Below are 22,906 nucleotides of genomic sequence, written 5' to 3'. Positions count from 1 at the left end.
TTTTTGCTCAAAAGTACTTTTGAGCAAAAATCTATTACTATTTTTAACAATGAAATTAATGTTTAAAAACGGTCAACTCTAATTAGGGAAGTACAGTGTTCAGTATTCAGTGGGCAGTGTTATTAAAAAAAGAGCCGCTACCAAGGCGACTCTTCTCTTAGATATATTTACGCTACGTTATTCTTTGGCGGCAAGATAGCGCTCGGCATCCAAAGCGGCCATACACCCTGTTCCCGCTGCTGTAATTGCTTGACGGTATACGTGATCGGCGGCATCACCCGCTACAAAAACACCTGGAATATTCGTTTTTGATGTTCCAGGAGTATTTATGACATAACCTGTCTCATCTAAGGTGATAAAGTCCTTAAAAATTTCGGTATTGGGTTGGTGTCCAATAGCCACAAAGAAACCAGTTGCAGGGATTTCACGGGTTTCCCCACTCGCGCGATTGACCACCTTAACGCCCGTAACAACTTGTCCATCACCTAAAACTTCAACCGTTTCGGTGTGCATGAGAATCTCAATATTTTCGGTTTTTCGCACGCGATCTTCCATGATACGGGACGCTCTAAACTTCTCACTGCGCACAAGCATCGTTACTTTTTTGCAAAGTTTGGATAAATAATGGGCTTCTTCACACGCGGAGTCTCCGGCGCCCACAATAACCACTTCTTGATTGCGATAAAAGAAACCATCACATACCGCACAAGCGGAAACACCGCCTCCCATTTGAAGGTAATGTTGCTCAGAAGGTAATCCCAAATATTTGGCAGAGGCTCCTGTGGATATAATGACCGTTTCACAGTGAATTTCGGTATTGTCATGAATCCAAACTTTATGTATGGGACCGCTGAAATCAACTTTGGTCACCCATCCATCACGAATGTCAGCTCCAAAGCGTTTGGCTTGCTCTTGGAGTTGCACCATCATTTCGGGTCCCGTAACACCTTCAGGATAGCCTGGGAAATTTTCTACTTCGTTGGTGGTGGTTAGCTGACCACCAGGTTGTGTTCCTTGGTAAAGCACAGGAAACATATTGGCACGGGAGGCATAAATTGCAGCGGTGTAGCCAGCTGGCCCCGAACCTATGATTAGACATTTTACTTTTTCTATTGCGTCTGACATGATGTAATGTATTTTTTTAAAGCGACACAAAGTTACTTTTTTCTCTTTTTGATTTACGTGAAAACTAAATTGTAATTAACAATTTTATCATAAGTTCAGGTTATACTGATTTAGTAGATAAAATAAACCAATATCAAAAAAAGTAGGATTGCATATCCTGAAGTGGGGAAGTTGCTTAAGAAAAGGGAACAGCCTTGTCAAGCTGTGTCCGCAGTACATTTAAATAGAAGATTTTAACAAAAAAAAAGCAGGATTGCATATCCTGAAGTGAGGAAGTTGCTCAAGAAAAAGGAACACGCCTTGTCAGGCTGTGTTCGCAGTACATTTAAATAGAAGATTTGAACAAAAAAGGCAGGATTGCATATCCTGAAGTAGTGAAGTTGCTCAAGAAAAGGGAACACGCCTTGTCAGGCTCTGTCGGTAGTATATTTAAATAATAGATTTGAACTTGAAAAAGGCAGGATTGCCTATCCTGAAGTGGGGAAGTTGCTCAAGAAAAAGGAACACGCCTTGTCAGGCTGTGTCCACAATACATTTAAATAGAAGACTTGAACAAAAAAAAGCAGGATTGCATATCCTGAAGTGGGGAAGTTGCTCAAGAAAAGGGAACACGCCTTGTCAGGCTGTGTCCGCAATACATTTAAATAGAAGACTTGAACAAAAAAAAAGCAGGATTGCATATCCTGAAGTGGGGAAGTTGCTCAAGAAAAGGGAACACGCCTTATCAGGCTGTGTCCGCACTTTTTTTGCACTACACTTAGCTCAAAAGTAAACTTTTGGCACGTGTAGTACAAAAAAAGTGGAACTCTCGTTCCACTTTTCTTGGTCGGGGTGGCAGGATTCGAACCTGCGGCCTCCTGCTCCCAAAGCAGGCGCGATAACCGGGCTACGCTACACCCCGAAGTTTTTTTGCGTGGGCAAATATAGTATTATTTTTTGCATTGTACCGCGTGTTTGCCAATTATTTCAGGGGTTTTTTCGATAACACAGCACTGTCGGTAAATACGACTAATTCAATTTTGGGTTCACCATATAAATCCAACTGTGATTTTCCAGCCATCGAAAGCGTAAGTTGCTTATCAACTTTGATACTGGCACGAGAATAGGATTCCGTGGTTATTTTTCCTGACTTGCAATCGAGATTTTTTCCAGTAAATCCGCTGTTGTTGTCCAAACGCAGGGTAATGTTTTCAACATCGCCTTCCACTTCGGCCGTAGCTTTTTGATAGGCATCAAAGGTAAGGTCATGCCCGGTAATTAAAGCTTTGCATTGGGCACTTTTACTTAAATTAATCCGACACTCATCACTTTTGATATTGAGTTCCGATTTCGAATGGTCGTTGGCAATGAGTTCAAACTTTTTGCATTGGGCATTTACAAAAACTTTAGAATCGTCAAAACTGGTAAATGTAATAGCATCCAATTTCATTTCCGAAAGGGCATTAATTTTAGCTTCATCTTTAGTGGTTACCGCGATAAAATCGTCGGTATACGTAACCCGAATGCTCAACTTCTTATAACCGAAAGCACTCTTTAATGTAGATAAGCGCAATTGACGACCCACTACACTAATACCGATAGCATCGTGTAAATTATCGTCGGCTTCAATTTCAAGTCCGCATTCACTCCCTTTTATCAAAAAGACTTCAAGATTATCGGAAATTTCTAAGGCATTGAAGGCCTCAATCTTTTTTTGCTCAACGGTAACAATTTTAGACCCCTTAACTTTTTCCTTTTTTTGGGCTTGTACCCCCAACGTAAACACCAGGGCAATTATAATATAGATACGATTCATGAATTATTTTTTTTCAAAGGTAACAATTCTCACTATTTCGATTTCAATTTTAATGTCCATTCAAAATCCATGACAGAAACCACTTCCCCTTGCTGATCAACCCCAACTGATTGCAACCAAATCGTTTTACCCTCCCCTGATTGGACCACTTCATCAATTAATGTTGCAATTGCGGTGCCTTGTTGGCAAGTAAATGTTATTTTTCCCGTTGCCTTCTTGGTATAGGTTGCCTTATTGTTGAGGACCAACATAGAGATGGGCATTTTTTTGCGTTGAATTTCAGCCATAACCAAAGCTCCTGTTGTCAACTCGGCGGCCATGGCTTGGACGGCAAAATACATGGATTGAAATGGATTTTGATTGATCCAACGGTGGGTGACCGAAGCAATACAAGTACTTTCGGAAATGCTTTTAACGCGAACACCACACCAAAATGCGGCCGGTAATCGCCATGCCAAAAACATATTTAATTTGCGAGGAGAAAGTTGCATAAAGCCTTTATTTTCGGTAAATATACACATACCTTTTGAAAAAGGGGCGTTCTGCCAAATGTTAATATATTGTTAAACCTTAGTACTTTGTAATACATAATACCTGCTTTTGGTTGTATCTTTGTTTAAGAAAATAATAGCTTATAAAAAGTATTATGGAGTTTCAATCATCAAAATCAAAAGTTATGACGGCTAATGAACGAAATATAGGAACCATTTTGCACCTCAGTGCGCTAGGGCAATATTTATTTCCTTTCGGGAACTTTATCTTGCCTGCATTTATATGGTCGGCCAAAAAAGAAACTTCCCCCATGCTCGAGGCACAAGGACGAAGTGTATTGAATTTTCAACTGAGTGTTTTTGTGTACACCATCGTTTTGGTTGGGTTAGGGTTACTACTCACTTTAAGTGCTTTTACCAAAGGAATGATCGCTTTTCAATGGGATGACCAATCGTTTGCCATTCGAAATCTTGAAAATATTTCCTTTTCAACCGGGCTTGTTGTTGGAATTACTGCCTTTGTCTTATTCGCTTTGCTAAAAATTACTGAGTTTGTACTTATCGTTTACGGAGCGTTGGAGGCTACCCGGGGAAAGGTGTATCATTATCCTTTATCAATTCCGTTTTTAAGAAAGCGCGTTAATAATAACAATGCGCAAACCATGGACAGTACTTCTGAACCAAAAGTATTTACATCCGAATAACATCATCAATCATCAATCATCAATCAAAAAACGACATCCACGTGGATTAAAAAAGTAATTTTATGAACATCGAAAACACAAAAGCACAAATGCGAAAAGGCGTTTTGGAGTTCTGCATCTTGTCGGTTCTAAAAGACAAAGAGGCTTACACTTCCGAAATTTTGGATACGCTAAAAGCGGCCCGGTTACTCGTGGTCGAGGGAACTGTCTATCCGTTGCTAACCCGCCTAAAAAATGATGGCTTGCTCAATTATCGTTGGGAAGAATCGACATCGGGACCACCGCGTAAATATTACGAGTTGACCGAATTAGGAAAAACATTTTTAAACGAATTAAATGGCACATGGACCGAACTCTCTGATGCCGTAACCATTATCACTAAACAAAACCAATAATCATGAACAAGACCGTAAATATCAACATAGGTGGTTTATTTTTCCACATTGATGAAGACGCTTACCAAAAACTTTCCCGCTACTTTGATGCGATAAAAAATTCGCTCACAGACGCTACCGGAAAAGATGAAATCATGAAAGATATCGAAATGCGTGTAGCCGAACTCTTTGCTGAGCGTCAACTTTCGGACAAACATGTAATCAACAGTAACGATGTAGATGAAGTTGTCAATGTTATGGGGCAGCCCGAAGATTACCGTTTAGATAATGAAGGGGAGACCCAAAAGGAAACCGATTTTAAATACGCCTTGCCTCCACGTCGCCGTAAATTATACCGTGATGAAGAACGTGGTGTAATTGGGGGAGTTTGTACCGGTTTAGGACATTACTTCGGTGTAGATTCGTTTTGGTTTAAATTGGCATTTTTGATTTTTAGTTTTTCAGGCATGGGATTTTTAGTCTATTTAATCCTTTGGATTGCAATGCCCAAAGCCATCACCACTGCTGAAAAGTTAGAAATGACAGGAGAACCTGTAACCATCTCTAATATTGAGAAAAAAGTACGGGAAGAATTTGAACAAGTTTCCCAGCGAATTCAAAATGCAGATTACAACGAAATTGGCGAAAAAGTCAAATCTGGAGCTGAATCTTTTGGTAACCGGCTAAGTGGATTTATAACAACAGTGTTTGGGGTTTTTGCTAAAATTATTGGGGCCTTTGTGCTGATTTTCGCCTCTTTATCCTTGTTAGGAGTGTTAATCGGTTCTGTTATTCTGATTTTTACCTCTCAATTGCCTCAAAATGCTGCGATAAATATGGTGGTGACGCCTATCGGACTAGAAACGCCGTACTGGATTCAGGGGCTCTTATTTATGTTTTGCTTCGGGATACCGCTATTCTTTTTAATGTTGTTGGGGTTAAAACTACTCATGAATCATGTTCGCTCTTTGGGTAATGTGGTAAAATATACCTTGCTTGCCGTGTGGATTGTTTCGTTGGGGGCTTTGATTACCATAATCATCAATGAAGTAACGCAAGCAGCCTTCGACGGAAAGGATATTGTGAAAGAGCAAATTCTCTTACAACCTCAAGATACGCTGCAAATACGATTTGTGAATAATGATTTTTATGCCAAAGACATGAATCCTTCACACGATTATCGTTTGACGACCAACGAGCAACAAAAAGAGGTCATTTACTCCAATCAAATTAGTTTTGAAGTATTGCCCACGGATGCCACAACTCCTTATGTTCGAATCGAAAAAGTAGCCGTAGGGAAAACAGCAGGTGAAGCCAATGCCAGAGCGCAAAAAATTGCGTATGGTTTCAAAATTGAAGGCAATCAATTGTTGTTAAATAACTACTGGACTACCGCGATAAATAACAAGTTTCGTCAGCAAGAAGTCACCGTTTACTTGTATTTGCCCAAAGGGGTGAAGTTCAAAACTGACCGCTCGGTACGTCACTACGATGACAGTGATAATTCCTACTTTAACATGCATCATTCTTCCGAGGATTATGTGTACCTTGTTGAGGAAAATCAAGTAAAATGTACCAATTGTCCACCCGACGAAGATGAATACGATGATGTCATCGAAACCGAAACGATTGAAAAAGTAAATGATTCAGTCAATAAGGTCACTGTGCGCGTCAACGGAGTCGAGATCATTCGCGAAGAAAAAACGGGCGAAAAAGGAAGTCTTATTATTAACAAAGATGGCGTTGTCATCAAAAAATCAAATTAAGTATGATACGAGTTGTAGTTTATTGTACCAAGTTTTTAGTAGCCATTATCGCTGCATTATTGCTCTCATCTTGTAATCCCATGTTGAATGGAGTAGATGGCAATGGAAATGTGACCACCGAAGTGCGAAACATTACAGGAAAGTTTACAGCTGTTCAAGCCTCAGCGGGTATTGAAGTTGAAATGAAACAAGATAGTACTGCCAAAGTTGAGGTAGAAGCCGATTCTAATTTGTTGGAGTTTGTCAAAACAGAATTAGAAGGTGAGACACTGAAGGTGTATATCGACAAAAGTATTTCGGGGGCTAAAGAACTCAAGGTGTATATCCACATGCCCGAGTTAAAAAAGGTAACCTCGAGTAGTGGAGCCAATGTGCTGCTTACGGGAACGTTTGTGGGAACCAATTTGGTGATGGATTCAAGTAGTGGAGCACATTTGGAAGGTAAAGTTGAATACGATACCGTAGATGCCGAAACCTCAAGCGGTAGCTCTATGGATATTAAAGGAATTGCATTGAAGTTGAAAACGAGTTCCTCTAGCGGGAGCACGCTGAATGCCAAAGGGTTGCTGGCCAATGACGTCAATGCCGATGCTAGTAGTGGTAGTGAATCTTCTGTCAATGCAAGAGTAACGCTGGAGGCAAGTGCTTCCAGTGGTGCCAGTATAAAATATACAGGAATTGCCAAATCCGTTGATAAAAATGAATCCTCGGGGGGAAGTATTCGAAAAATTGACTAATTTGTTTTTTTGCGTGAAAGATCCTGGCTTCGGCTGGGATTTTTTTTTGCCTCATTACAATGCTAAACAGACGTTAAACCTTTTATAGGGGAGCGCTAATTTTGGTTCAAATTGGATAATTTTGGACCAAAAAGGGAGTATGCGCATTTTAATAACAGGAGGTTCAGGATTAATTGGTCATGCCTTGACGAAATATTTGGTGCAAAAAGGCCATCATGTTCATTGGTTGACCATGCAAAAATCATCCAAGAACGTGCCTGACGGTGTGCAAACTTTTTATTGGAATCCCGCCGAAGGAAAAATAGACGATCAATGTTGGAATGGAGTTGACGCTCTCGTGCACTTGGCGGGAGCGACCATAGCCAAACGATGGACTCCGAATTACAAAACGATTTTGTTAGAAAGTCGTGTAGTATCGGCCAATGTATTGTATGCCAGTTTAAAAAAGGTGCCACAACACCAAGTAAAGCATATACTATCTGCTTCGGGAACAGCTATTTATCCCGATGACAACAAAGCGGTTTATACCGAAGATTCCCAAGTTCAATCCAATACTTTTCTAGGCACATTAGTGCAACGCTGGGAAGCTGCCGTAGATCAATTTTCAAAACTCGACCTGCCGGTTACCAAAGTTCGAACCGGGGTGGTTTATGCTCGTGAAGGCGGCGCTTTGGAGCCTATCGTTCAGCCTATTCGCTGGGGTATGGGAGCTATTTTTGGGTCGGGTAAGCAAATGCAATCTTGGATTCACCTCCACGACATAGTGCAATTGTATGCATGGTTACTGGAACAGGGGCACGCAGGGGTTTTCAACGGTGTCGCTCCTCATGCTGTGAGCAACAAAGCGCAAACCAAAATGATAGCGCACCTCCTGAAACGTCCCATTTGGTTACCTCCTGTTCCGCGATGGGTCATGAAACTTATCTTGGGTGATATGCACGAATTGTTGTTCAATGATAAAAAAATTCTTCCTCAACGCGCCATGGATTTAGGATTTACGTTTACCTATCCCGATGCGCAAAAGGCGTTCGAAAATTTATTACCCTAGTCTTTCTTTAACGGGTGTTTTAATTGTATTCAAAATGCTGATTTTCGCTAAGCTTTATGCAATGCCAGAAGTAAAGCGAATGCGTTGTTGTGCAGTTGTTGCCGCTCTTTTTTTATAAAAATAAATGACAATTTGACATTTTTAAGGAAATGGCAGTACTTTTGCACGGCATTTTGCGAAGCAATACATTTGAATGAAAATCAACAACCCATTTAAAGGAAAGAATACCATGAATACTGAGACAAACGAACATGAAGCTCCTGAGTTAGCCCCTGAGGTATCGGAAACAGAGGGGAGTGCACCAGCGGAAGAATTGTCAGCAGAACAACAGTTGGAGTTGCAATTGGCCCAAGAAAAAGATAAATTTTTGCGTTTGTTTGCCGAATTTGAAAATTATAAAAAACGCACTTCTAAAGAGCGCTTAGAATTGTTTAAAACCGCCAATCAAGAAGTTTTGGTGGCCCTATTACCGGTTTTAGATGATTTTGATCGTGCGATGGAGCAAATTCAAAAATCAGCAGATGAAGCCCTAGTCAAAGGGGTTGAGTTGATTCATGAAAAATTTAAATCTACGTTGGTTGCCAAAGGTCTTGAACAAGTTTCCCTACAAGCTGGGGATGCCTTTGATGCGGATTTTGCAGAGGCGATCACTCAAATTCCAGCCCCTACCGAGGATTTGAAGGGAAAAATCGTAGATGTCATTGAAAAAGGGTATAAATTAGGCGATAAAATTATCCGTTTTCCTAAAGTGGTCATCGGACAATAAATGGACATATGAGTAAAAAAGACTTTTACGAAATACTAGGCGTCGGTAAAAATGCCAGTGCGGAGGAAATTAAAAAAGCCTACCGTAAAAAAGCGATTGAATTTCACCCGGACAAAAACCCCGGTAACAAAGAAGCGGAAGAGAACTTTAAGTTAGCCGCAGAAGCCTATGAGGTTTTGAGTGATCCCGACAAAAAAGCACGTTACGATCAATACGGTCATGCTGCATTTGATGGCGCAGGGGGCTTTGGTGGCGGTCATCACATGAATATGGATGATATATTTAGTCAGTTTGGTGATATTTTTGGCGGTGCTTTTGGCGGTAGTTTTGGCGGTGGATTTGGCGGCGGTGGTTCCCGCAGAATGAAAGGCAGTAATCTACGAATTAAGGTCAAACTCACCCTTGAAGAAGTCGTCAATGGCGTTGAAAAGAAAGTAAAAGTTAAGCGAAAAATACAAGCGCCAGGTGTTCGCTATAAAACTTGTCCTACCTGTAATGGTGCGGGTCAAGTCCTAAAAGTGACCAATACGATTTTGGGGCGTATGCAAACCGCAACAACCTGTCATGTATGTGGCGGTTCAGGGCAAACTATAGAAAGTAAACCCAATAATGCCGATGCCTACGGGATGATTATGGAAGACGAAACAGTTTCCATCAAAATACCCGCCGGTGTCGCCGATGGAATGCAGTTAAAAGTATCCGGTAAAGGAAACGATGCTCCAGGCAATGGAATCCCAGGCGATTTAATTGTTGTAATTGAAGAGACGGAACACGAATGGCTTAAACGCGATGGTGAAAACCTTCACTATGATCTGTACATCAGTTTTGCGGAAGCTGCATTGGGCGTTTCAAAGGAATTAGAAACGGTAGGTGGAAAAGTTAGAATCAAACTGGAAGAAGGCATTCAATCGGGAAAAATTTTACGATTAAAAGGCAAAGGAATTCCTAGTTTAAACAGTTATGGAAATGGCGACTTGTTGGTCCATGTTAATGTTTGGACCCCAAAAACATTGTCCAAAGAACAACGACAATTTTTTGAAAAAGCCTTAACCGACGAAAACTTTATACCACACCCCGAAAAGAGCGAAAAATCTTTTTTTGAAAAAGTTAAAGATATGTTTTCGTAGTTAAAAAAATAATTTTACTTTTGAGCATTACTTGGAAACAGGTAATTTCTTTTTCATAGCAATTTTTCCCATCCTTGTGTCACCATAAGGGTGGGTTTTTTGTTTTTAGTTATGCCCCATTCTGTTGGGAATTCCGTATTTTTACCCGAAGATTTAAAAACTTATGCAATCCATTCTAACTGTAGATAACGTTGTCAAACAATACGGTGACTACACGGCTTTGAATGCCGTTTCACTCTCGGTACCCCAAGGAAGTATTTATGGGTTATTGGGACCCAATGGCGCCGGAAAAACATCCCTCATTCGCATTATCAATCAAATTACCTTGCCCGATAGCGGTTCAGTGGTTTTGGATGGGGAACCCCTTCAGCCCAAACATGTTCATGAAATTGGGTACATGCCCGAAGAACGGGGATTGTATAAAACGATGAAAGTTGGAGAACAATGTTTGTATCTCGCACAACTCAAGGGAATGTCAAAAAACGATGCCAAGACGCAACTCAAGTATTGGTTTGAAAAGTTTGAAATCACTTCCTGGTGGGACAAAAAAATACAAGAATTGTCCAAAGGAATGGCGCAAAAAGTACAGTTCATCGTGACGGTATTGCATCAACCGAAACTGTTGATATTGGACGAACCTTTTTCGGGCTTTGATCCCGTGAATGCCAATTTGATCAAAGATGAGATTATCGCTTTGAATCGTCAGGGAACTTCAATTATTTTTTCAACCCATCGTATGGAATCGGTAGAGGAGATGTGTGATTATATCGCTTTAATTCATCGATCGAATAAATTGATTGAAGGAAAGCTATCGGAGGTGAAAAAGCAGTATAGAACCCATTCTTATGATGTGGGGATTTTGACCGATAATGTTGAAGGCGTTTGGCACGATTTGTCGCAAAAATTCAGCCTGAAAACAACCGATTTCAAATCGTTGAATCAGGAGTTGAAATTGGAAATTCAATTAGGAAATCATTCCGCCAATGAACTTTTACACACGCTGATGCAACGCGGGCAAGTAACCCATTTTGCAGAAAAAATTCCCACTGTAAATGATATTTTTATCCAAACCGTAACGGATTAATCGGCTATTATGAGCAAACTTATATTGATAATTAAGCGGGAATTTACCGCCAAAGTGCGCAATAAGTCTTTCATTGTGATGACTTTTTTGAGTCCCCTCCTTTTTGTTGGAATTGCCGTTTTTGTTGGCTATTTGAGTACGTTGAAAGCCGAACAAAAAACCATTGCGATTCACGATGAAACCGGTCGTTTTTTTACCCAGTTTAAAAGTGATGAAGAGTACAAATATGTTGATTTTTCACAAACACCAGTACCTGTTTTAAAAGATAGCATACAAGCCGAACATTATGAAGGCCTGCTTTTAATTCCCAAAGCCGCTGATAATAAGGATTTGGCAAAAAAGATAGAATACATCTCCAACGATAGTCCTAGTGTGCTATTTATAGCCGATTTAGAGTCGGTGATAACCAATAAAATGACCCAGGAAAATTTTAAAGCCGTTGGTTTAGATACCTTGAAAATTCAACAAGCCCAAGCCAAAGTGGCCATTAATTTGGTAAAAGCTTCGGGGGAACAAGCCTTGAAAGGAATCAATGAAATAAAAATTGGTATTGGTGGCGCCTTTGGTTATCTCATCATGATGTTTATCGTCATCTACGGAAATATGGTGATGCGCAGTGTTATTGAAGAAAAAACATCGCGGATTATTGAAGTAATTATTTCATCAGTGAAACCTTTTCAGTTGATGATGGGAAAAATCATAGGCACATCCATTGCAGGGATTCTTCAGTTTTTGATTTGGGCTTTGTTGGGATTGACCGCCATGTTTGTCTTATCTGTTGTGTTTGATGTCCCTCTGGGAGCTTCTTCTGGGCAAGCGCAAAAAATAGTGGCGACATCGGGACAAGATTTAAGCAAAGTTGCCTTGTACTTGAATGAGTTATGGAAATTGCCGGTGGGGACGATACTTGTTTCATTTATCTTTTATTTTATCGGAGGGTATTTTCTATACAGTTCGTTTTATGCCGCTATTGGAGCCGCTGTCGATAACGAAACCGATTCGCAACAGTTTTTATTACCCATTATCATGCCGTTGATTTTGGGAGTTTATATTGGATTTTTCACGGTCATGAATGATCCACACGGCACGATTGCTACTACATTTTCTATGGTACCTCTAACTTCCCCCATCGTAATGATGATGCGTATTCCTTTTGGAGTGCCTTGGTGGCAGTTGACGATTTCTTTGGTGTTATTGTTTGGTACCTTTGTTTTTGTCGTGTGGTTTGCTTCCAAAATTTATCGTGTAGGAATTTTGATGTATGGGAAACGTCCCACCTGGAAGGAATTATTGCGTTGGATTTCCTATTAATGCCGAAAGTGGCATGTCCTTTGTTATAATCTGAAAATAAAAAAAATACAACTTATGCCTAAAATATTGGTCATAGAAGATGAAGCTTCCATCCGTCGAGTGCTAACGCGAATTTTGATAGAAGAAAGCGATACCTATCAAGTGGAAGAAGCTGAAGATGGGGTGCAAGGCCTGGAAAAAATTAAAGTCACTGATTTTGATTTGGTTTTGTGCGATATAAAAATGCCCAAAATGGATGGGGAAGAACTCCTGGAGGCGGTAAAAAAAATAAAGCCTGAAATTCCTATTGTGATGATTTCAGGGCATGGTGATATGGAAACAGCCATCAATACCATGCGATTAGGAGCTTTCGATTATATCTCCAAACCCCCTGATTTAAATCGATTACTCAATACCGTTCGCAATGCGTTGGATCGCAAGCAATTGGTTGTTGAGAATAAAATTTTAAAAAAGAAGGTTTCCAAAAACTATGAAATCATTGGAACGAGCGCACCGATTCAGCATATCAAGGAAATGATCGAAAAGGTTGCCAAAACCGATGCCCGCGTATTAATCACGGGGCCAAATGGAACGGGTAAGGAATTAGTCGCCCACCAATTGCATCAAAAAAGTGATCGCTCTGAGGCCCCTATAGTTGAAGTAAACTGTGCGGCGATTCCCTCGGAGCTGATTGAAAGTGAATTGTTTGGCCATGTGAAAGGGGCTTTTACTTCGGCGGTTAAAGATCGTGCCGGTAAGTTTGAAGCAGCCGATGGGGGTACCATTTTTTTGGATGAGATTGGCGATATGAGTTTGGCTGCCCAGGCAAAGGTTTTACGGGCTTTGCAGGAGAATTTAATTCAGCGGGTTGGCGCTGATAAAGATATTAAAGTCAATGTTCGCGTCATTGCAGCAACAAACAAGGATTTAAAAAAGGAAATTGAAGAAGGAAGATTTCGGGAGGATTTATACCATCGATTGGCTGTAATTTTAATCAAAGTTCCTGCGTTAAATGATCGTCGTGATGACATCCCGTTGTTGATAGAGCATTTTACCGCCAAAATAGCTGAAGAACAAGGAAATGCCCCCAAACAGTTTTCCCAAGCTGCGGTTCAATTGCTTCAAGAATACGATTGGACTGGAAATATTCGCGAATTACGCAATGTGGTCGAGCGTTTGATTATTTTGGGAGGCCAAGAGATTTCAGAAAATGATGTGAAATTATTTGCGAGCAAATAAATTTAATTACAATTTATGCAGTTAAAAAAAATAAACCCATTACTTCAACAAGCCTTGATTGCGTCGGGTTTAACATCGGCTAATGACCTGCAAGCGGGAACCTATGCAGCGATAAAAAGTGGAGCCGATGTGGTTATTCAAAGTGACCCAGGTTCGGGGAAGTCAACCACCATAGCCCTCCATGTAATTCAGCGCTTGGACAAACCTTTTGAATTATCACCAAGGGCTTTGATTGTATGTAATGACAAAGCCAAAGTCATGGAGATGGTTGACGTGTTTAATCAATTAAACAAGTACAATGCTTTGCGCATTTATCATGTTCATGATCGTTCGGATTTGGACGAAGATAAAAATCAAATTTCTTTGGGAATAGATGTATTAATTGGCACACCCAATCAATTGACGATTATGTTTGGATCGGCTGGATTTGATGTTAACCAATTGAAAATGTTTATTTTGGATGATGCTGAAGTGATTCTAAAAAATCGCTATGAACCCAAGATTCTTCGTTTGTCGGAAAGTATTGAAAAAGTACAGCGAATTTTCTTTTGTTCTCAAATTACGGAGCGTCTCGAAATTGTCGCTGAAAATATCATGGTTGACCCCTTGTTTTTTGAAATGGACGACCAGGACGAAGACGAAGTATAAGAAAAGAATACGTTATTTAACCCATCCCGATACCTTAGGGATTTTTTAATTTTGTTAAAATTAATATCGGATAATGAAAAATCAAAGTCAAAACGATACCTTTGTGGTATGTGGGAGATTGATAGAAGTTACTATGTAGAATTTGAAGAAACGTTCCAACGCTTGTTTGACAAAAAACAAATGTTAGATCAAGGGCGGCCATTGCCTCAAAGTGCCCTCCAAAAAATCAAAGAATCCTTAACTATCGAATGGACCTACAATTCCAATAGTATCGAAGGAAACACTTTGAGTCTTCGCGAAACCCAGCTTGTGCTTCAAGAGGGGATTACCATCAAAGGGAAGTCGTTGCGAGAGCATTTTGAAGTCAAAAACCATGAAGTTGCCATTGCGTATTTATATTCTATTGTGCATGATTCCTATCAGCTTAAAAGCCGCGATATTTTAACCTTACATGCTAATGTGTTGCGTTCAATCGAAGAAGAGTTCGCGGGTCGACTTCGCAATGGTGGAGTACGTATTTCAGGCGCAAATTTTATCCCTCCCAATGCGCTTAAAGTCCCAACACTCATCGATGAATTAATTGCCTTTGTGCACAATAACCCATTGGGCTTAAACACCATAGAATTGGCAACGATTTTCCATCACAAATTTGTTTGGATACATCCATTTTTTGATGGCAATGGCAGAACGGTTCGTTTGGTCATGAATTTGTTGTTGATGCAAGCGGGTTTTCCACCAGCCATCATCTTAAAAAATGACCGCAAAAAGTACTATGAAGCGCTCAATCAAGCAAATAATGGTAATTATCAAAAGCTCATTTTATTGATGTGTCAAGCTGTAGAACGCACTTTAAACATCTATTTAAATGCTTTTCCAGGTCAGGAACCTTACGAATCGATTGCCACAATCGTGAGTGAACCAGGCACTCCATACGGTCAGGATTACATTAGTTTATTGGCTCGTCAAGGGAAGATTGACGCCTACAAAGAAGGGCGAAATTGGTTTACCACTCGCCAAGCCATTCAAGATTACATAGATAATAGACAACGCAAAAGACAACTTTAGGGTTGTCTTTTTTTTATTTAAAAATATTCAATTGATTTACTAACCCTGCAATAATCAATCCAAAGACCCCAATTACCGCAAATGAATAGCGCAAGTTGGTTAATTCAGCGATGTAACCGATAATGGGTGGCCCAATCATAAAGCCCAAAAAACTAATGCTGGTGACAATAGTGAGCGCCATTCCCGTGGGAATAGTGGGGTGATTACCTGCAGCATTAAAAATAATAGGAATTACATTTGAAACGCCAATCCCCACCAGCATGAAAGCCAGTGTTGAAGGGATTAAATAGGGGAAAAGCACCGCAGTATACAACCCAATGAAAATGATTAAACCGCTATAAATCAATACTTTTCTGTTGCCTAGTCGGGCTACAAAAAAATCGCTTAAAAAACGTCCTGAGGCCATACTTATCATGAATGAAGTGTAGCCTAAAACGACAAATGCCCCAGGAGCTTCTACAATTTCTTTGAAATAGACACCGCTCCAATCAAACATAATACCTTCGCTGGCCATACCAAAAAAACATATAATTCCTAGCCAAAGCAAAGTTTTGTCAGGGTTTTTAAGAAAATTATACGAACTTTCTTCTTCTCGTTTTGGACTTTGCGTTTTTACCAAATATTTGGTGTTTGTCACCACAATAATCGATACAAAGCCCAAGGCTATCAAAAAGTGATAGAAAACACTCATGTGAAAAGAAAGCATAACCAAACCGGTCAGTGCCCCCGCAAATCCGGCCAAACTCCATGAACCGTGAAAGGAGCCTAAGATTGGTTTTTCAAAAAAAAATTGCGTATAAACGCCTTGTGTATTCACCGCAATGTTGCACAAGTTCCCAAAAAAGCCAAAAAGAGTTAGCGCTACGGCCAGCTCCCACTTGGAATGCGATACACTAATCAAGGGCAAACAACCCGCATACAATAATAAACCCAACGCACAAATCCAACGACTTCCATACCGCGTGACCACTTTTCCCGAAAATGTCATCGCCAATAATTGTCCAACCGGCAAGGCTAAAAGAAGGCTTCCTAGATCGGCTTCAGTCAACTGCAACTGACTTTTAATACTCGGAATCCGACTTGCCCATGTGGCAAAACTAAATCCCATGCCAAAAAAGAAGAGAGCCGTGGCTAAGCGAACACGATTGCGGTATCGTTTTCTCAGTTTGCCTAGAGATATGGAAGCGATTGAAGAAGACATGACGGACTAAATAGGATGCTGCAAAGGTATTTATTTTCTTTTCAGGATTCCTTTAAAATCCTTGATGGCTTATGATTTTGAACTATATTTGCCGCTTCATTTTAAAATCGTTAGCTCACATGATTACCGTAAACGATATCGCTGTTGAATTTGGAGGAACTACACTTTTTAGTGAGGTTACTTTTGCTATAAATGAAACCGATAAAATAGCCTTGATGGGTAAAAATGGTGCGGGAAAATCGACCTTGTTAAAAATAGTAGCCGGTCAAAACAAACCCACACGAGGTGCTGTTTCGGCACCCAAAGAAGCGGTAATTGCTTATTTACCCCAGCATTTATTGACGCAAGATGATGTGACGGTTTTTGAAGAGACCTCCAAAGCTTTTGCGGAAATTTTTTCGATGAAAGAAGAAATCGATGCGCTCAATGAACAGCTTACGGTGCGAACCGATTATGAAAGCGACGATTATATGAAGTTGATTGAACGCGTTTCTGAATTAAGCGAAAAATTTTATTCAATCGAAGAGATCAATTACGAAGCGGAAGTGGAGAAAGTCTTAAAAGGGCTTGGATTTGAGCGGGAGGATTTTCATCGGCCCACTTCTGAATTTTCGGGGGGATGGCGCATGCGCATTGAATTGGCCAAAATATTGTTGAAAAAACCCGATTTGATTTTGCTCGATGAGCCCACCAATCACTTGGATATGGATAGTATTCAATGGCTAGAAGATTTTTTATTGAATCAAGCCAAGGCTGTCATGGTGATTTCTCACGACCGTGCTTTTGTGGACAACATCACCAACCGTACCATTGAGGTCACTATGGGACGCATTTATGATTACCGTGCCAAATATTCTCATTATTTAGAATTGCGTAAAGAACGTAGAGCACACCAACAAAAGGCGTATGAAGAGCAGCAAAAAATGATTGCTGAAACCACCGAATTTATCGAACGATTCAAAGGAACTTATTCCAAAACGTTGCAAGTACAATCGCGGGTGAAAATGTTGGAAAAACTCGAGTTAGTTGAGGTAGATGAGGTCGATACATCGGCACTTCGTTTAAAGTTTCCACCTTCACCTCGAAGCGGACAATATCCCGTTGTTGTTGAACATTTGTCCAAAAAATACGAGGATCATGTGGTGTTTAAGGAGGCCAATATGGTGATCGAACGGGGCCAAAAAGTGGCTTTTGTAGGGAAAAATGGGGAAGGGAAATCAACCATGATCAAAGCTATCATGAATGAGATCGATTTTGATGGAAAATTAGAAATCGGTCACAATGTACAAGTGGGGTATTTTGCCCAAAATCAAGCGGCCTTATTGGATGGTGAATTGACAGTGTTTGAAACGATTGATCGCATTGCAGTGGGTGAGATTCGCACCAAAATCAAAGATCTTCTGGGTGCTTTTATGTTTGGTGGCGATGATGTACACAAAAAGGTAAAAGTTTTATCGGGCGGCGAACGTACACGTTTGGCGATGATTAAGCTGTTGTTGGAGCCCGTGAATGTCTTGATTCTGGATGAGCCTACAAACCATTTGGATATGAAAACAAAGGATATCATTAAAGACGCGCTGAAAGACTTTGATGGCACGTTGATATTAGTTTCCCACGACCGTGATTTTCTCGATGGTTTGGTTACGAAGGTTTTTGAATTTGGAAACAAACGTGTTCGTGAACATTTTGAGGATATTAAAGGATTCTTGGAATACAAAAAAATGGAAAACTTAAAAGAAATTGAAAAATAAGCAAAGGCCGGAAGCACATAACTCCCAGCCTTTTTGCTAACCAAAAATTAACCCTAACTAATTATGATGAAATGTGTTAACCAATCGAATCAGTTCGTAGCGATAGCCCTCTTTATCTTGTCCAATTGCGGTATTCGCTAAGTTTTCGATATCTGTAATTGATTTATTTTGAATCAATTTTGAATCTCTCAAGTACAAGCCAAACCAAGCCACAGCTGCCGCAAAACGAAAATCGGGAGATGCATTGTGGGCACCAACCTCAATGTTTTGTATCACACGGGTCATTTCGGTACTTCGATCACCGTCAGGTTTTTTATAGCGAAACTTAACCGTAGCCAATTCGCTGTTTAATGGCGCATCAGGGGCGACTTTTGGGGTATATTTCAAATCATCAGTGGCCACAAATAAATTGGACTCAACACCCGTGGGAATGATTTCATAAAAAGCCGTCACCGTATGACCACTTCCCAATTCGCCTGCATCAATGGTATCATTTTTAAAATCTTCGGGGCGTAATTTCCGATTTTCATATCCAATCAATCGGTAGGCTTTGACTAGGGTGGGATTAAATTCAATTTGAATCTTGACATCTTTCGCTATCGCAAACATTGTTCCTTTAAATTCTTTAACCAAAAAGCGGTTGGCTTCTTGCAAGGTATCAATGTAGGCGTAATTTCCATTGCCTTTGTTGGCCAATGTTTCCAAAGTAGTGTCTTTATAGTTCCCCATGCCGTAGCCTAAACAGGTTAGAAAGACCCCCGTTTTTCTTTTTTCTTCAATCAATTGGCCCAAATCACTCGATGAATTGTATCCAACATTAAAGTCGCCATCGGTGGCCAAAACTACCCGATTATTGCCTCCTTGGATAAAGTTTTCCTGTGCCACTTTGTAGGCGAGTTCAATTCCAGCACCTCCCGCGGTACTTCCTCCCGCCGAGAGATTATCGAGTGCAGGAATGATTTTGTCTTTTTGATTTCCCGCCGTAGAAGGCAACACCAACCCAGCCGCTCCAGCATACACCACGATGGCGATACGGTCATTTTCACGCAATTGTGAAGTTAAAGCCTTTAACGATTGAATAACGAGAGGTAATTTATTGGCAGCTCCCATGGAACCCGAAACATCGATAAGAAATACCAAGTTGGAAGGAGGCAAGAGGTCGCTTTCCAATGTTTTTCCTTGAAGTGCAATACGCAACAGTTTGGAGTTTGTATTCCAGGGACAGGCACTGTATTCGGTATGAATGGCAAAAGGGTGTTCTCCTGTAGGTTGTGCATAATTGTATTTGAAAAAATTGATCATTTCCTCAATACGAACGGCATCTTTGGGAACTTTTTGGCCACTATTAATCATACGTCGAATATTGGTATAAGAAGCATTATCCACATCAATGGAAAAGGTCGATAATGGATTGACGCGTGGACTTTCGAAGACGTTTTCAATCAATGCACCATATTCCTCATCCGGTTGGGGATTGATTTTTTTTGACTTCCAATCGCTTTTGTTTTTTTCTTCCTTATCAATAACAGAAGCCCCCGCAATTTGCCCTTGTAATGTATTCATTACATTGGCATTGGGTCGGTTTTCTACTATTTTACCCGTGACAGCAACGCTAGTGGCAGCAACACTTGTTTTCTTTGTAACAAGTCGGTATCCTTGCGTGATGACTACTTCGTTCAAAACCTGTGCTTCAGCATTTAATTGAATGGGGTAATGATTGGCTTTACCTACGACCACTTCTTTGGTTTGGTACCCAATATAACTCACAATTAATGTGGAGCCAATATTCACCGACATACTAAACTTCCCATCCAAGTCGGAGGTTGTATGTTTGTTTGTTCCTTTCACTGCAATGTAGGCTCCTGGGAGTAATGTTCCCTGATCATCGACAACTTGCCCTGTGATGGTTTTTAATTGCCCAAAGCTTACGAAATGAATAAGCATAGCAAGGGCTAACGAAAGATGTTTTACATATTTCATGGCGTTACTTTTTACGTTAAACAATAGTTTGATTTACTTTTTCGGCTTAGGTTTTCCTGTTTTCGTAGTGATAATTACCACACCATTTTCAGCTTTTTTACCATAGATTTCAATCGCTTTTTCGGCCTGCAGTACCGTAACCGATTCAATAGGTTGTTCTTTAAGTGGGGCATAAGGACACGTCGGGTTGGGACCAAACACTTCCTTTTCAGTGTATTCTGTTCCATCAATAATATAGAGCGGATTATTTAAATACACCACAGAGTCGGCATCCTCAAGGTTGTAATTTTCGGTGACCTCGCCATCTACAACAACCAACGGTTCCTCTTTTAGCGCTGCATTTTTACTTTTCCCTCGTAGGACCATTTTCGGACTTTCTTGTACGCCAACAGCGTCAAATTTTCGTTGCGGAACTAATGTAGTTCTCAAATTAGACGAGGCAGTATTGTAAGGTCCGGTTTGTACGATTACTTCTTTAGAAACACTACTTTTTGGCGAAACAATAGCTGCTTCTTTTTGAACTTCTTCTTGAATTTCCTTTTTTTTCTCAACCTCGGCTACTGTGGGTGTGACTTGAACTGATTTTTCAACCAAAGACTCAAGGTTGGGTTGCAGTGCAGGATGATTGGGGGTTTCCACAGGCTGATCGACCGCTGGGGGATTGTTTAGGGGTTGAACGGTTACCTCATTTGAAAGGGTTTCCTTTTTGGGCAAATGGGGAGAAGTTGGCGTAGGACTTTCAGCGCTGTTCCAAATCAAATAGCTGATTGAAATGAGCAACGTCACCGATGCAGCTACAGCAATTTTCTTCCATTTCCATTGCTCTTGAACTGCTACTTTATGATCCAGCTTGGTTTCAACACGGTCCCATATTTTTTCCATACCGGGAAAAGTATCTTCGGGCGTCGTTGCATCGAGTTGCTGAAATTGGTTCCAAAATTTATCGTTATGTTCCATAATTTATTTCGCCTGTTGGTAATAATGTAGGTTGACCAATTCCTTGAGTTTGGATTTGGCAAAATTGAGCTGTGATTTTGAGGTTCCTTCCGTGATAGAGAGTAGGGTTGCAATCTCTTTATGACTATAGCCTTCAATGACAAAGAGCGAAAAAATAGTTCGACTTCCATGCGGTAACGTGTCCAACAATTTCAGTAAGTCAGCTTCCAAAAGCGGTTGCTCTTGCTCGGCTTCAACACCGGGAATTTGCGGGCGGTCTTCAAGGTACAAGTTGAAATTGACTTTCTTTTTCAAATGCCGTAAACATTCGTTAATCGTGATGCGTTTCGCCCAACTCCAAAACGCTTTGTTTTCGTTGAGTTGATCAATTTTTGTAAAAAGAATAAAAAATGAATCGGCTAATACTTCCTCAATTTCTTCTTCCTTTTTTAAATACCTTTTACACAAACGGAACAAATACGGCCCTAATTTTTCGTAGACCTGTCGTTGTGCCTCTCGTTGTTTTTTTCGGCAGCCCTCTATTAGTTTTTCATCAATCACGGGGTAGGTGTTTTATAGTAAAGAGATACCTTCTCCTCAAAAGGTTGGAAACCCAATCGATTTTTTTTCAAAAGTATTGATTTTAAGGAGAGTGATTGCCAAAAAAAAACCTCCCGAAGGAGGCTTTCTTAATTAACCATCAATTTTTTTATGAATTCGTTTTTGTATTCATCTTGGAAATGTAGGATATACATGCCCGGACTTAAATTGGAGGGAACCTGAATACGAGTAGTTCCCGAATCTAAATTTATTTTGGTAGTTGTAATGGATTGTCCTAGAGTGGAATATAATGTCATCGTTGCAGGAGTGGACGCTTGGGAGTTTTGAATGGTAATTTCACCAGCCTCATGTTGCGCGATGAATTGCGTGGCATTGAATTCCGTTTGACTCAACGCACTGTATCGCAAGCTTTCCCATGTTTGCGCGATACTTACTAATCCCATACGGCCTATGGGCGCATTGGCATTGCGTAAGTTGATGACCATGCGATCTAAGGTATTGCTTACATCTTCTCCATTGTTGGTTAACGCATTGGGTAAAGCGGGTTCATCGGCCATGACGACGGGATTCGTGTACAAACGTAAGATATCGTCCGAACCCCCGCTAAATAAGCTGTATCGAATCACTACCAATTGATTGCTGTTAAGCGTGTAAGGAAGGGAAGACCAAACAATATTGCCGCTATTTTTAGAAATACCAACGCTATATTGAGTGGAATTCAAGCGAACCACATACACTTTTAGGGCCGCTGTGGCACTACTCGCACCGCTGATGCGTAAGAATTCCTGACTCGAATACGCACAACTTGTAAGTCGCAAGACAAATCCAATGTAGATTTCACCCGAATTTTGTGGAGGAAAAGGAACCCCACACCCGTCACCGTTGGCAATTAATTCAACAGAACGGTTAGCGGTTCCCCAATTTAAAAATCCAACCGTCTGTTGAATCACTTTAGCATTTGAGCAATTGGATGCGCTGCAGGATCCTAATCCATAAGAGTTTTCAGCGTTCGTCCATTGACCTTGACCTGAAAGATTTTGATTTACCACGAAGGTGTTAAAATCTTCACGAAATACATTTTGAGCAGTGGCTGTAAGCACTACTACTTGTAGCAGAAATAAGGTAATTGTTTTCATCGGTTTTATTTTGATTTGGCTACACTAAATTACAATTTAAGTAATACAATACTTACAAAAAGAGATAAAAATCGACGAATAA

21 protein-coding genes and 1 tRNA gene are annotated in these 22,906 nt (G+C 40.4%); 13 read left to right on the top strand and 9 right to left on the bottom strand.

What is annotated here, in order from left to right; translation table 11 throughout:
• Window positions 1-177: 177 nt before the first annotated feature.
• From trxB to BUC17_RS06385, 4 genes are all read right to left on the bottom strand, one after another.
• Window positions 178-1,125: a thioredoxin-disulfide reductase gene (trxB, locus tag BUC17_RS06405; RefSeq protein WP_073362696.1), complete on the bottom strand. Its 948-nt coding sequence runs from the start codon at window positions 1,123-1,125 to the stop codon at window positions 178-180.
• A gap of 823 nt (window positions 1,126-1,948) precedes the next feature.
• Window positions 1,949-2,026 (bottom strand) — tRNA-Pro (locus BUC17_RS06395).
• Between the two features lie 60 nt (window positions 2,027-2,086).
• A complete protein-coding gene (locus tag BUC17_RS06390) occupies window positions 2,087-2,920 on the bottom strand; it encodes a GIN domain-containing protein (protein ID WP_073362692.1) in 834 nt (277 codons plus the stop codon).
• A 32-nt stretch (window positions 2,921-2,952) separates the two neighbouring features.
• The gene (locus tag BUC17_RS06385) at window positions 2,953-3,411 is read right to left on the bottom strand and encodes a DUF4442 domain-containing protein (RefSeq protein ID WP_073362723.1); all 459 of its coding nucleotides are present in this window, start codon (window positions 3,409-3,411) and stop codon (window positions 2,953-2,955) included.
• 185 nt (window positions 3,412-3,596) lie between these two features.
• On the opposite strand from BUC17_RS06385, the gene BUC17_RS06380 reads away from it, so the two are divergent.
• The 12 genes from BUC17_RS06380 (at window position 3,597) to BUC17_RS06325 (ending at window position 15,259) form a co-directional block, all read left to right on the top strand.
• Window positions 3,597-4,115 carry a DUF4870 domain-containing protein gene (locus BUC17_RS06380; RefSeq protein ID WP_159433932.1) on the top strand — a complete coding sequence of 173 codons (519 nt, stop codon included), beginning with the start codon at window positions 3,597-3,599 and terminating at the stop codon, window positions 4,113-4,115.
• 62 nt (window positions 4,116-4,177) lie between these two features.
• Window positions 4,178-4,510, top strand: a complete 333-nt coding sequence (locus tag BUC17_RS06375) for a PadR family transcriptional regulator (RefSeq protein WP_073362689.1) — start codon at window positions 4,178-4,180, stop codon at window positions 4,508-4,510.
• A 2-nt stretch (window positions 4,511-4,512) separates the two neighbouring features.
• On the top strand, window positions 4,513-6,255 hold the full coding sequence (locus BUC17_RS06370; protein WP_073362687.1) for a PspC domain-containing protein: 1,743 nt from the start codon (window positions 4,513-4,515) through the stop codon (window positions 6,253-6,255).
• Between the two features lie 2 nt (window positions 6,256-6,257).
• Window positions 6,258-6,992 (top strand): head GIN domain-containing protein, encoded by a 735-nt coding sequence (locus BUC17_RS06365; protein WP_073362685.1) that lies wholly within the window; start codon window positions 6,258-6,260, stop codon window positions 6,990-6,992.
• 139 nt (window positions 6,993-7,131) lie between these two features.
• Entirely contained in the window at window positions 7,132-8,040 is a 909-nt protein-coding gene (locus BUC17_RS06360) for a TIGR01777 family oxidoreductase (protein WP_073362684.1), read from the top strand.
• A 193-nt stretch (window positions 8,041-8,233) separates the two neighbouring features.
• Window positions 8,234-8,806, top strand: a complete 573-nt coding sequence (locus BUC17_RS06355; protein ID WP_073362682.1) for a nucleotide exchange factor GrpE — start codon at window positions 8,234-8,236, stop codon at window positions 8,804-8,806.
• Between the two features lie 8 nt (window positions 8,807-8,814).
• Window positions 8,815-9,933, top strand: a complete 1,119-nt coding sequence (gene dnaJ, locus BUC17_RS06350; protein WP_073362681.1) for a molecular chaperone DnaJ — start codon at window positions 8,815-8,817, stop codon at window positions 9,931-9,933.
• A 163-nt stretch (window positions 9,934-10,096) separates the two neighbouring features.
• On the top strand, window positions 10,097-11,017 hold the full coding sequence (locus tag BUC17_RS06345) for an ABC transporter ATP-binding protein (protein WP_073362679.1): 921 nt from the start codon (window positions 10,097-10,099) through the stop codon (window positions 11,015-11,017).
• Between the two features lie 9 nt (window positions 11,018-11,026).
• Entirely contained in the window at window positions 11,027-12,328 is a 1,302-nt protein-coding gene (locus BUC17_RS06340; protein ID WP_073362677.1) for an ABC transporter permease, read from the top strand.
• A gap of 54 nt (window positions 12,329-12,382) precedes the next feature.
• Entirely contained in the window at window positions 12,383-13,546 is a 1,164-nt protein-coding gene (locus tag BUC17_RS06335; protein ID WP_073362676.1) for a sigma-54-dependent transcriptional regulator, read from the top strand.
• Window positions 13,547-13,561: 15 nt separating this feature from the next.
• Window positions 13,562-14,194 (top strand): DEAD/DEAH box helicase, encoded by a 633-nt coding sequence (locus BUC17_RS06330; protein WP_073362674.1) that lies wholly within the window; start codon window positions 13,562-13,564, stop codon window positions 14,192-14,194.
• 108 nt (window positions 14,195-14,302) lie between these two features.
• Entirely contained in the window at window positions 14,303-15,259 is a 957-nt protein-coding gene (locus tag BUC17_RS06325) for a Fic family protein (RefSeq protein WP_073362673.1), read from the top strand.
• A 13-nt stretch (window positions 15,260-15,272) separates the two neighbouring features.
• Here the strand turns inward: BUC17_RS06325 and BUC17_RS06320 are convergent, their stop codons facing one another.
• Entirely contained in the window at window positions 15,273-16,460 is a 1,188-nt protein-coding gene (locus tag BUC17_RS06320; RefSeq protein WP_073362671.1) for an MFS transporter, read from the bottom strand.
• A gap of 119 nt (window positions 16,461-16,579) precedes the next feature.
• On the opposite strand from BUC17_RS06320, the gene BUC17_RS06315 reads away from it, so the two are divergent.
• On the top strand, window positions 16,580-18,211 hold the full coding sequence (locus tag BUC17_RS06315) for an ABC-F family ATP-binding cassette domain-containing protein (protein ID WP_073362721.1): 1,632 nt from the start codon (window positions 16,580-16,582) through the stop codon (window positions 18,209-18,211).
• Between the two features lie 57 nt (window positions 18,212-18,268).
• Here BUC17_RS06315 and BUC17_RS06310 read toward each other — a convergent pair whose 3' ends face one another.
• The 4 genes from BUC17_RS06310 to BUC17_RS06295 all read right to left on the bottom strand — a co-directional run bounded on the left by BUC17_RS06310 (window position 18,269) and on the right by BUC17_RS06295 (window position 22,824).
• Window positions 18,269-20,191: a vWA domain-containing protein gene (locus BUC17_RS06310; protein WP_073362669.1), complete on the bottom strand. Its 1,923-nt coding sequence runs from the start codon at window positions 20,189-20,191 to the stop codon at window positions 18,269-18,271.
• A 33-nt stretch (window positions 20,192-20,224) separates the two neighbouring features.
• Window positions 20,225-21,148, bottom strand: coding sequence for a hypothetical protein (locus BUC17_RS06305; protein WP_073362668.1), 924 nt, complete (start codon window positions 21,146-21,148; stop codon window positions 20,225-20,227).
• Window positions 21,149-21,151: 3 nt separating this feature from the next.
• Complete coding sequence (locus BUC17_RS06300; protein WP_073362719.1) at window positions 21,152-21,685, bottom strand: RNA polymerase sigma factor; 534 nt, start codon at window positions 21,683-21,685, stop codon at window positions 21,152-21,154.
• 131 nt (window positions 21,686-21,816) lie between these two features.
• Entirely contained in the window at window positions 21,817-22,824 is a 1,008-nt protein-coding gene (locus BUC17_RS06295) for a T9SS type A sorting domain-containing protein (RefSeq protein WP_073362666.1), read from the bottom strand.
• Window positions 22,825-22,906: the final 82 nt, after the last annotated feature.

Source organism: Flavobacterium fontis (assembly GCF_900129405.1).
Classification (GTDB): domain Bacteria; phylum Bacteroidota; class Bacteroidia; order Flavobacteriales; family Flavobacteriaceae; genus Flavobacterium; species Flavobacterium fontis.
The sequence above is the reverse complement of the archived record's forward strand: the minus strand, read 5'-3'. Positions and strand labels throughout refer to the sequence as shown.

Bases quoted from the DNA above. Each gene is read 5' to 3' on its own strand.
- BUC17_RS06325 (WP_073362673.1), top strand. From the start codon at position 14,303: ATGTGGGAGATTGATAGAAGTTACTATGTAGAATTTGAAGAAACGTTC.
- BUC17_RS06320 (WP_073362671.1), bottom strand. From the start codon at position 16,460: ATGTCTTCTTCAATCGCTTCCATATCTCTAGGCAAACTGAGAAAACGA.
- BUC17_RS06315 (WP_073362721.1), top strand. From the start codon at position 16,580: ATGATTACCGTAAACGATATCGCTGTTGAATTTGGAGGAACTACACTT.
- BUC17_RS06380 (WP_159433932.1), top strand. From the start codon at position 3,597: ATGACGGCTAATGAACGAAATATAGGAACCATTTTGCACCTCAGTGCG.
- BUC17_RS06295 (WP_073362666.1), bottom strand. From the start codon at position 22,824: ATGAAAACAATTACCTTATTTCTGCTACAAGTAGTAGTGCTTACAGCC.
- dnaJ (WP_073362681.1), top strand. From the start codon at position 8,815: ATGAGTAAAAAAGACTTTTACGAAATACTAGGCGTCGGTAAAAATGCC.
- BUC17_RS06310 (WP_073362669.1), bottom strand. From the start codon at position 20,191: ATGAAATATGTAAAACATCTTTCGTTAGCCCTTGCTATGCTTATTCAT.
- BUC17_RS06365 (WP_073362685.1), top strand. From the start codon at position 6,258: ATGATACGAGTTGTAGTTTATTGTACCAAGTTTTTAGTAGCCATTATC.
- BUC17_RS06335 (WP_073362676.1), top strand. From the start codon at position 12,383: ATGCCTAAAATATTGGTCATAGAAGATGAAGCTTCCATCCGTCGAGTG.
- BUC17_RS06330 (WP_073362674.1), top strand. From the start codon at position 13,562: ATGCAGTTAAAAAAAATAAACCCATTACTTCAACAAGCCTTGATTGCG.
- BUC17_RS06385 (WP_073362723.1), bottom strand. From the start codon at position 3,411: ATGCAACTTTCTCCTCGCAAATTAAATATGTTTTTGGCATGGCGATTA.
- BUC17_RS06355 (WP_073362682.1), top strand. From the start codon at position 8,234: ATGAAAATCAACAACCCATTTAAAGGAAAGAATACCATGAATACTGAG.
- BUC17_RS06370 (WP_073362687.1), top strand. From the start codon at position 4,513: ATGAACAAGACCGTAAATATCAACATAGGTGGTTTATTTTTCCACATT.
- BUC17_RS06390 (WP_073362692.1), bottom strand. From the start codon at position 2,920: ATGAATCGTATCTATATTATAATTGCCCTGGTGTTTACGTTGGGGGTA.
- BUC17_RS06340 (WP_073362677.1), top strand. From the start codon at position 11,027: ATGAGCAAACTTATATTGATAATTAAGCGGGAATTTACCGCCAAAGTG.
- BUC17_RS06305 (WP_073362668.1), bottom strand. From the start codon at position 21,148: ATGGAACATAACGATAAATTTTGGAACCAATTTCAGCAACTCGATGCA.
- BUC17_RS06360 (WP_073362684.1), top strand. From the start codon at position 7,132: ATGCGCATTTTAATAACAGGAGGTTCAGGATTAATTGGTCATGCCTTG.
- BUC17_RS06375 (WP_073362689.1), top strand. From the start codon at position 4,178: ATGAACATCGAAAACACAAAAGCACAAATGCGAAAAGGCGTTTTGGAG.
- BUC17_RS06345 (WP_073362679.1), top strand. From the start codon at position 10,097: ATGCAATCCATTCTAACTGTAGATAACGTTGTCAAACAATACGGTGAC.
- trxB (WP_073362696.1), bottom strand. From the start codon at position 1,125: ATGTCAGACGCAATAGAAAAAGTAAAATGTCTAATCATAGGTTCGGGG.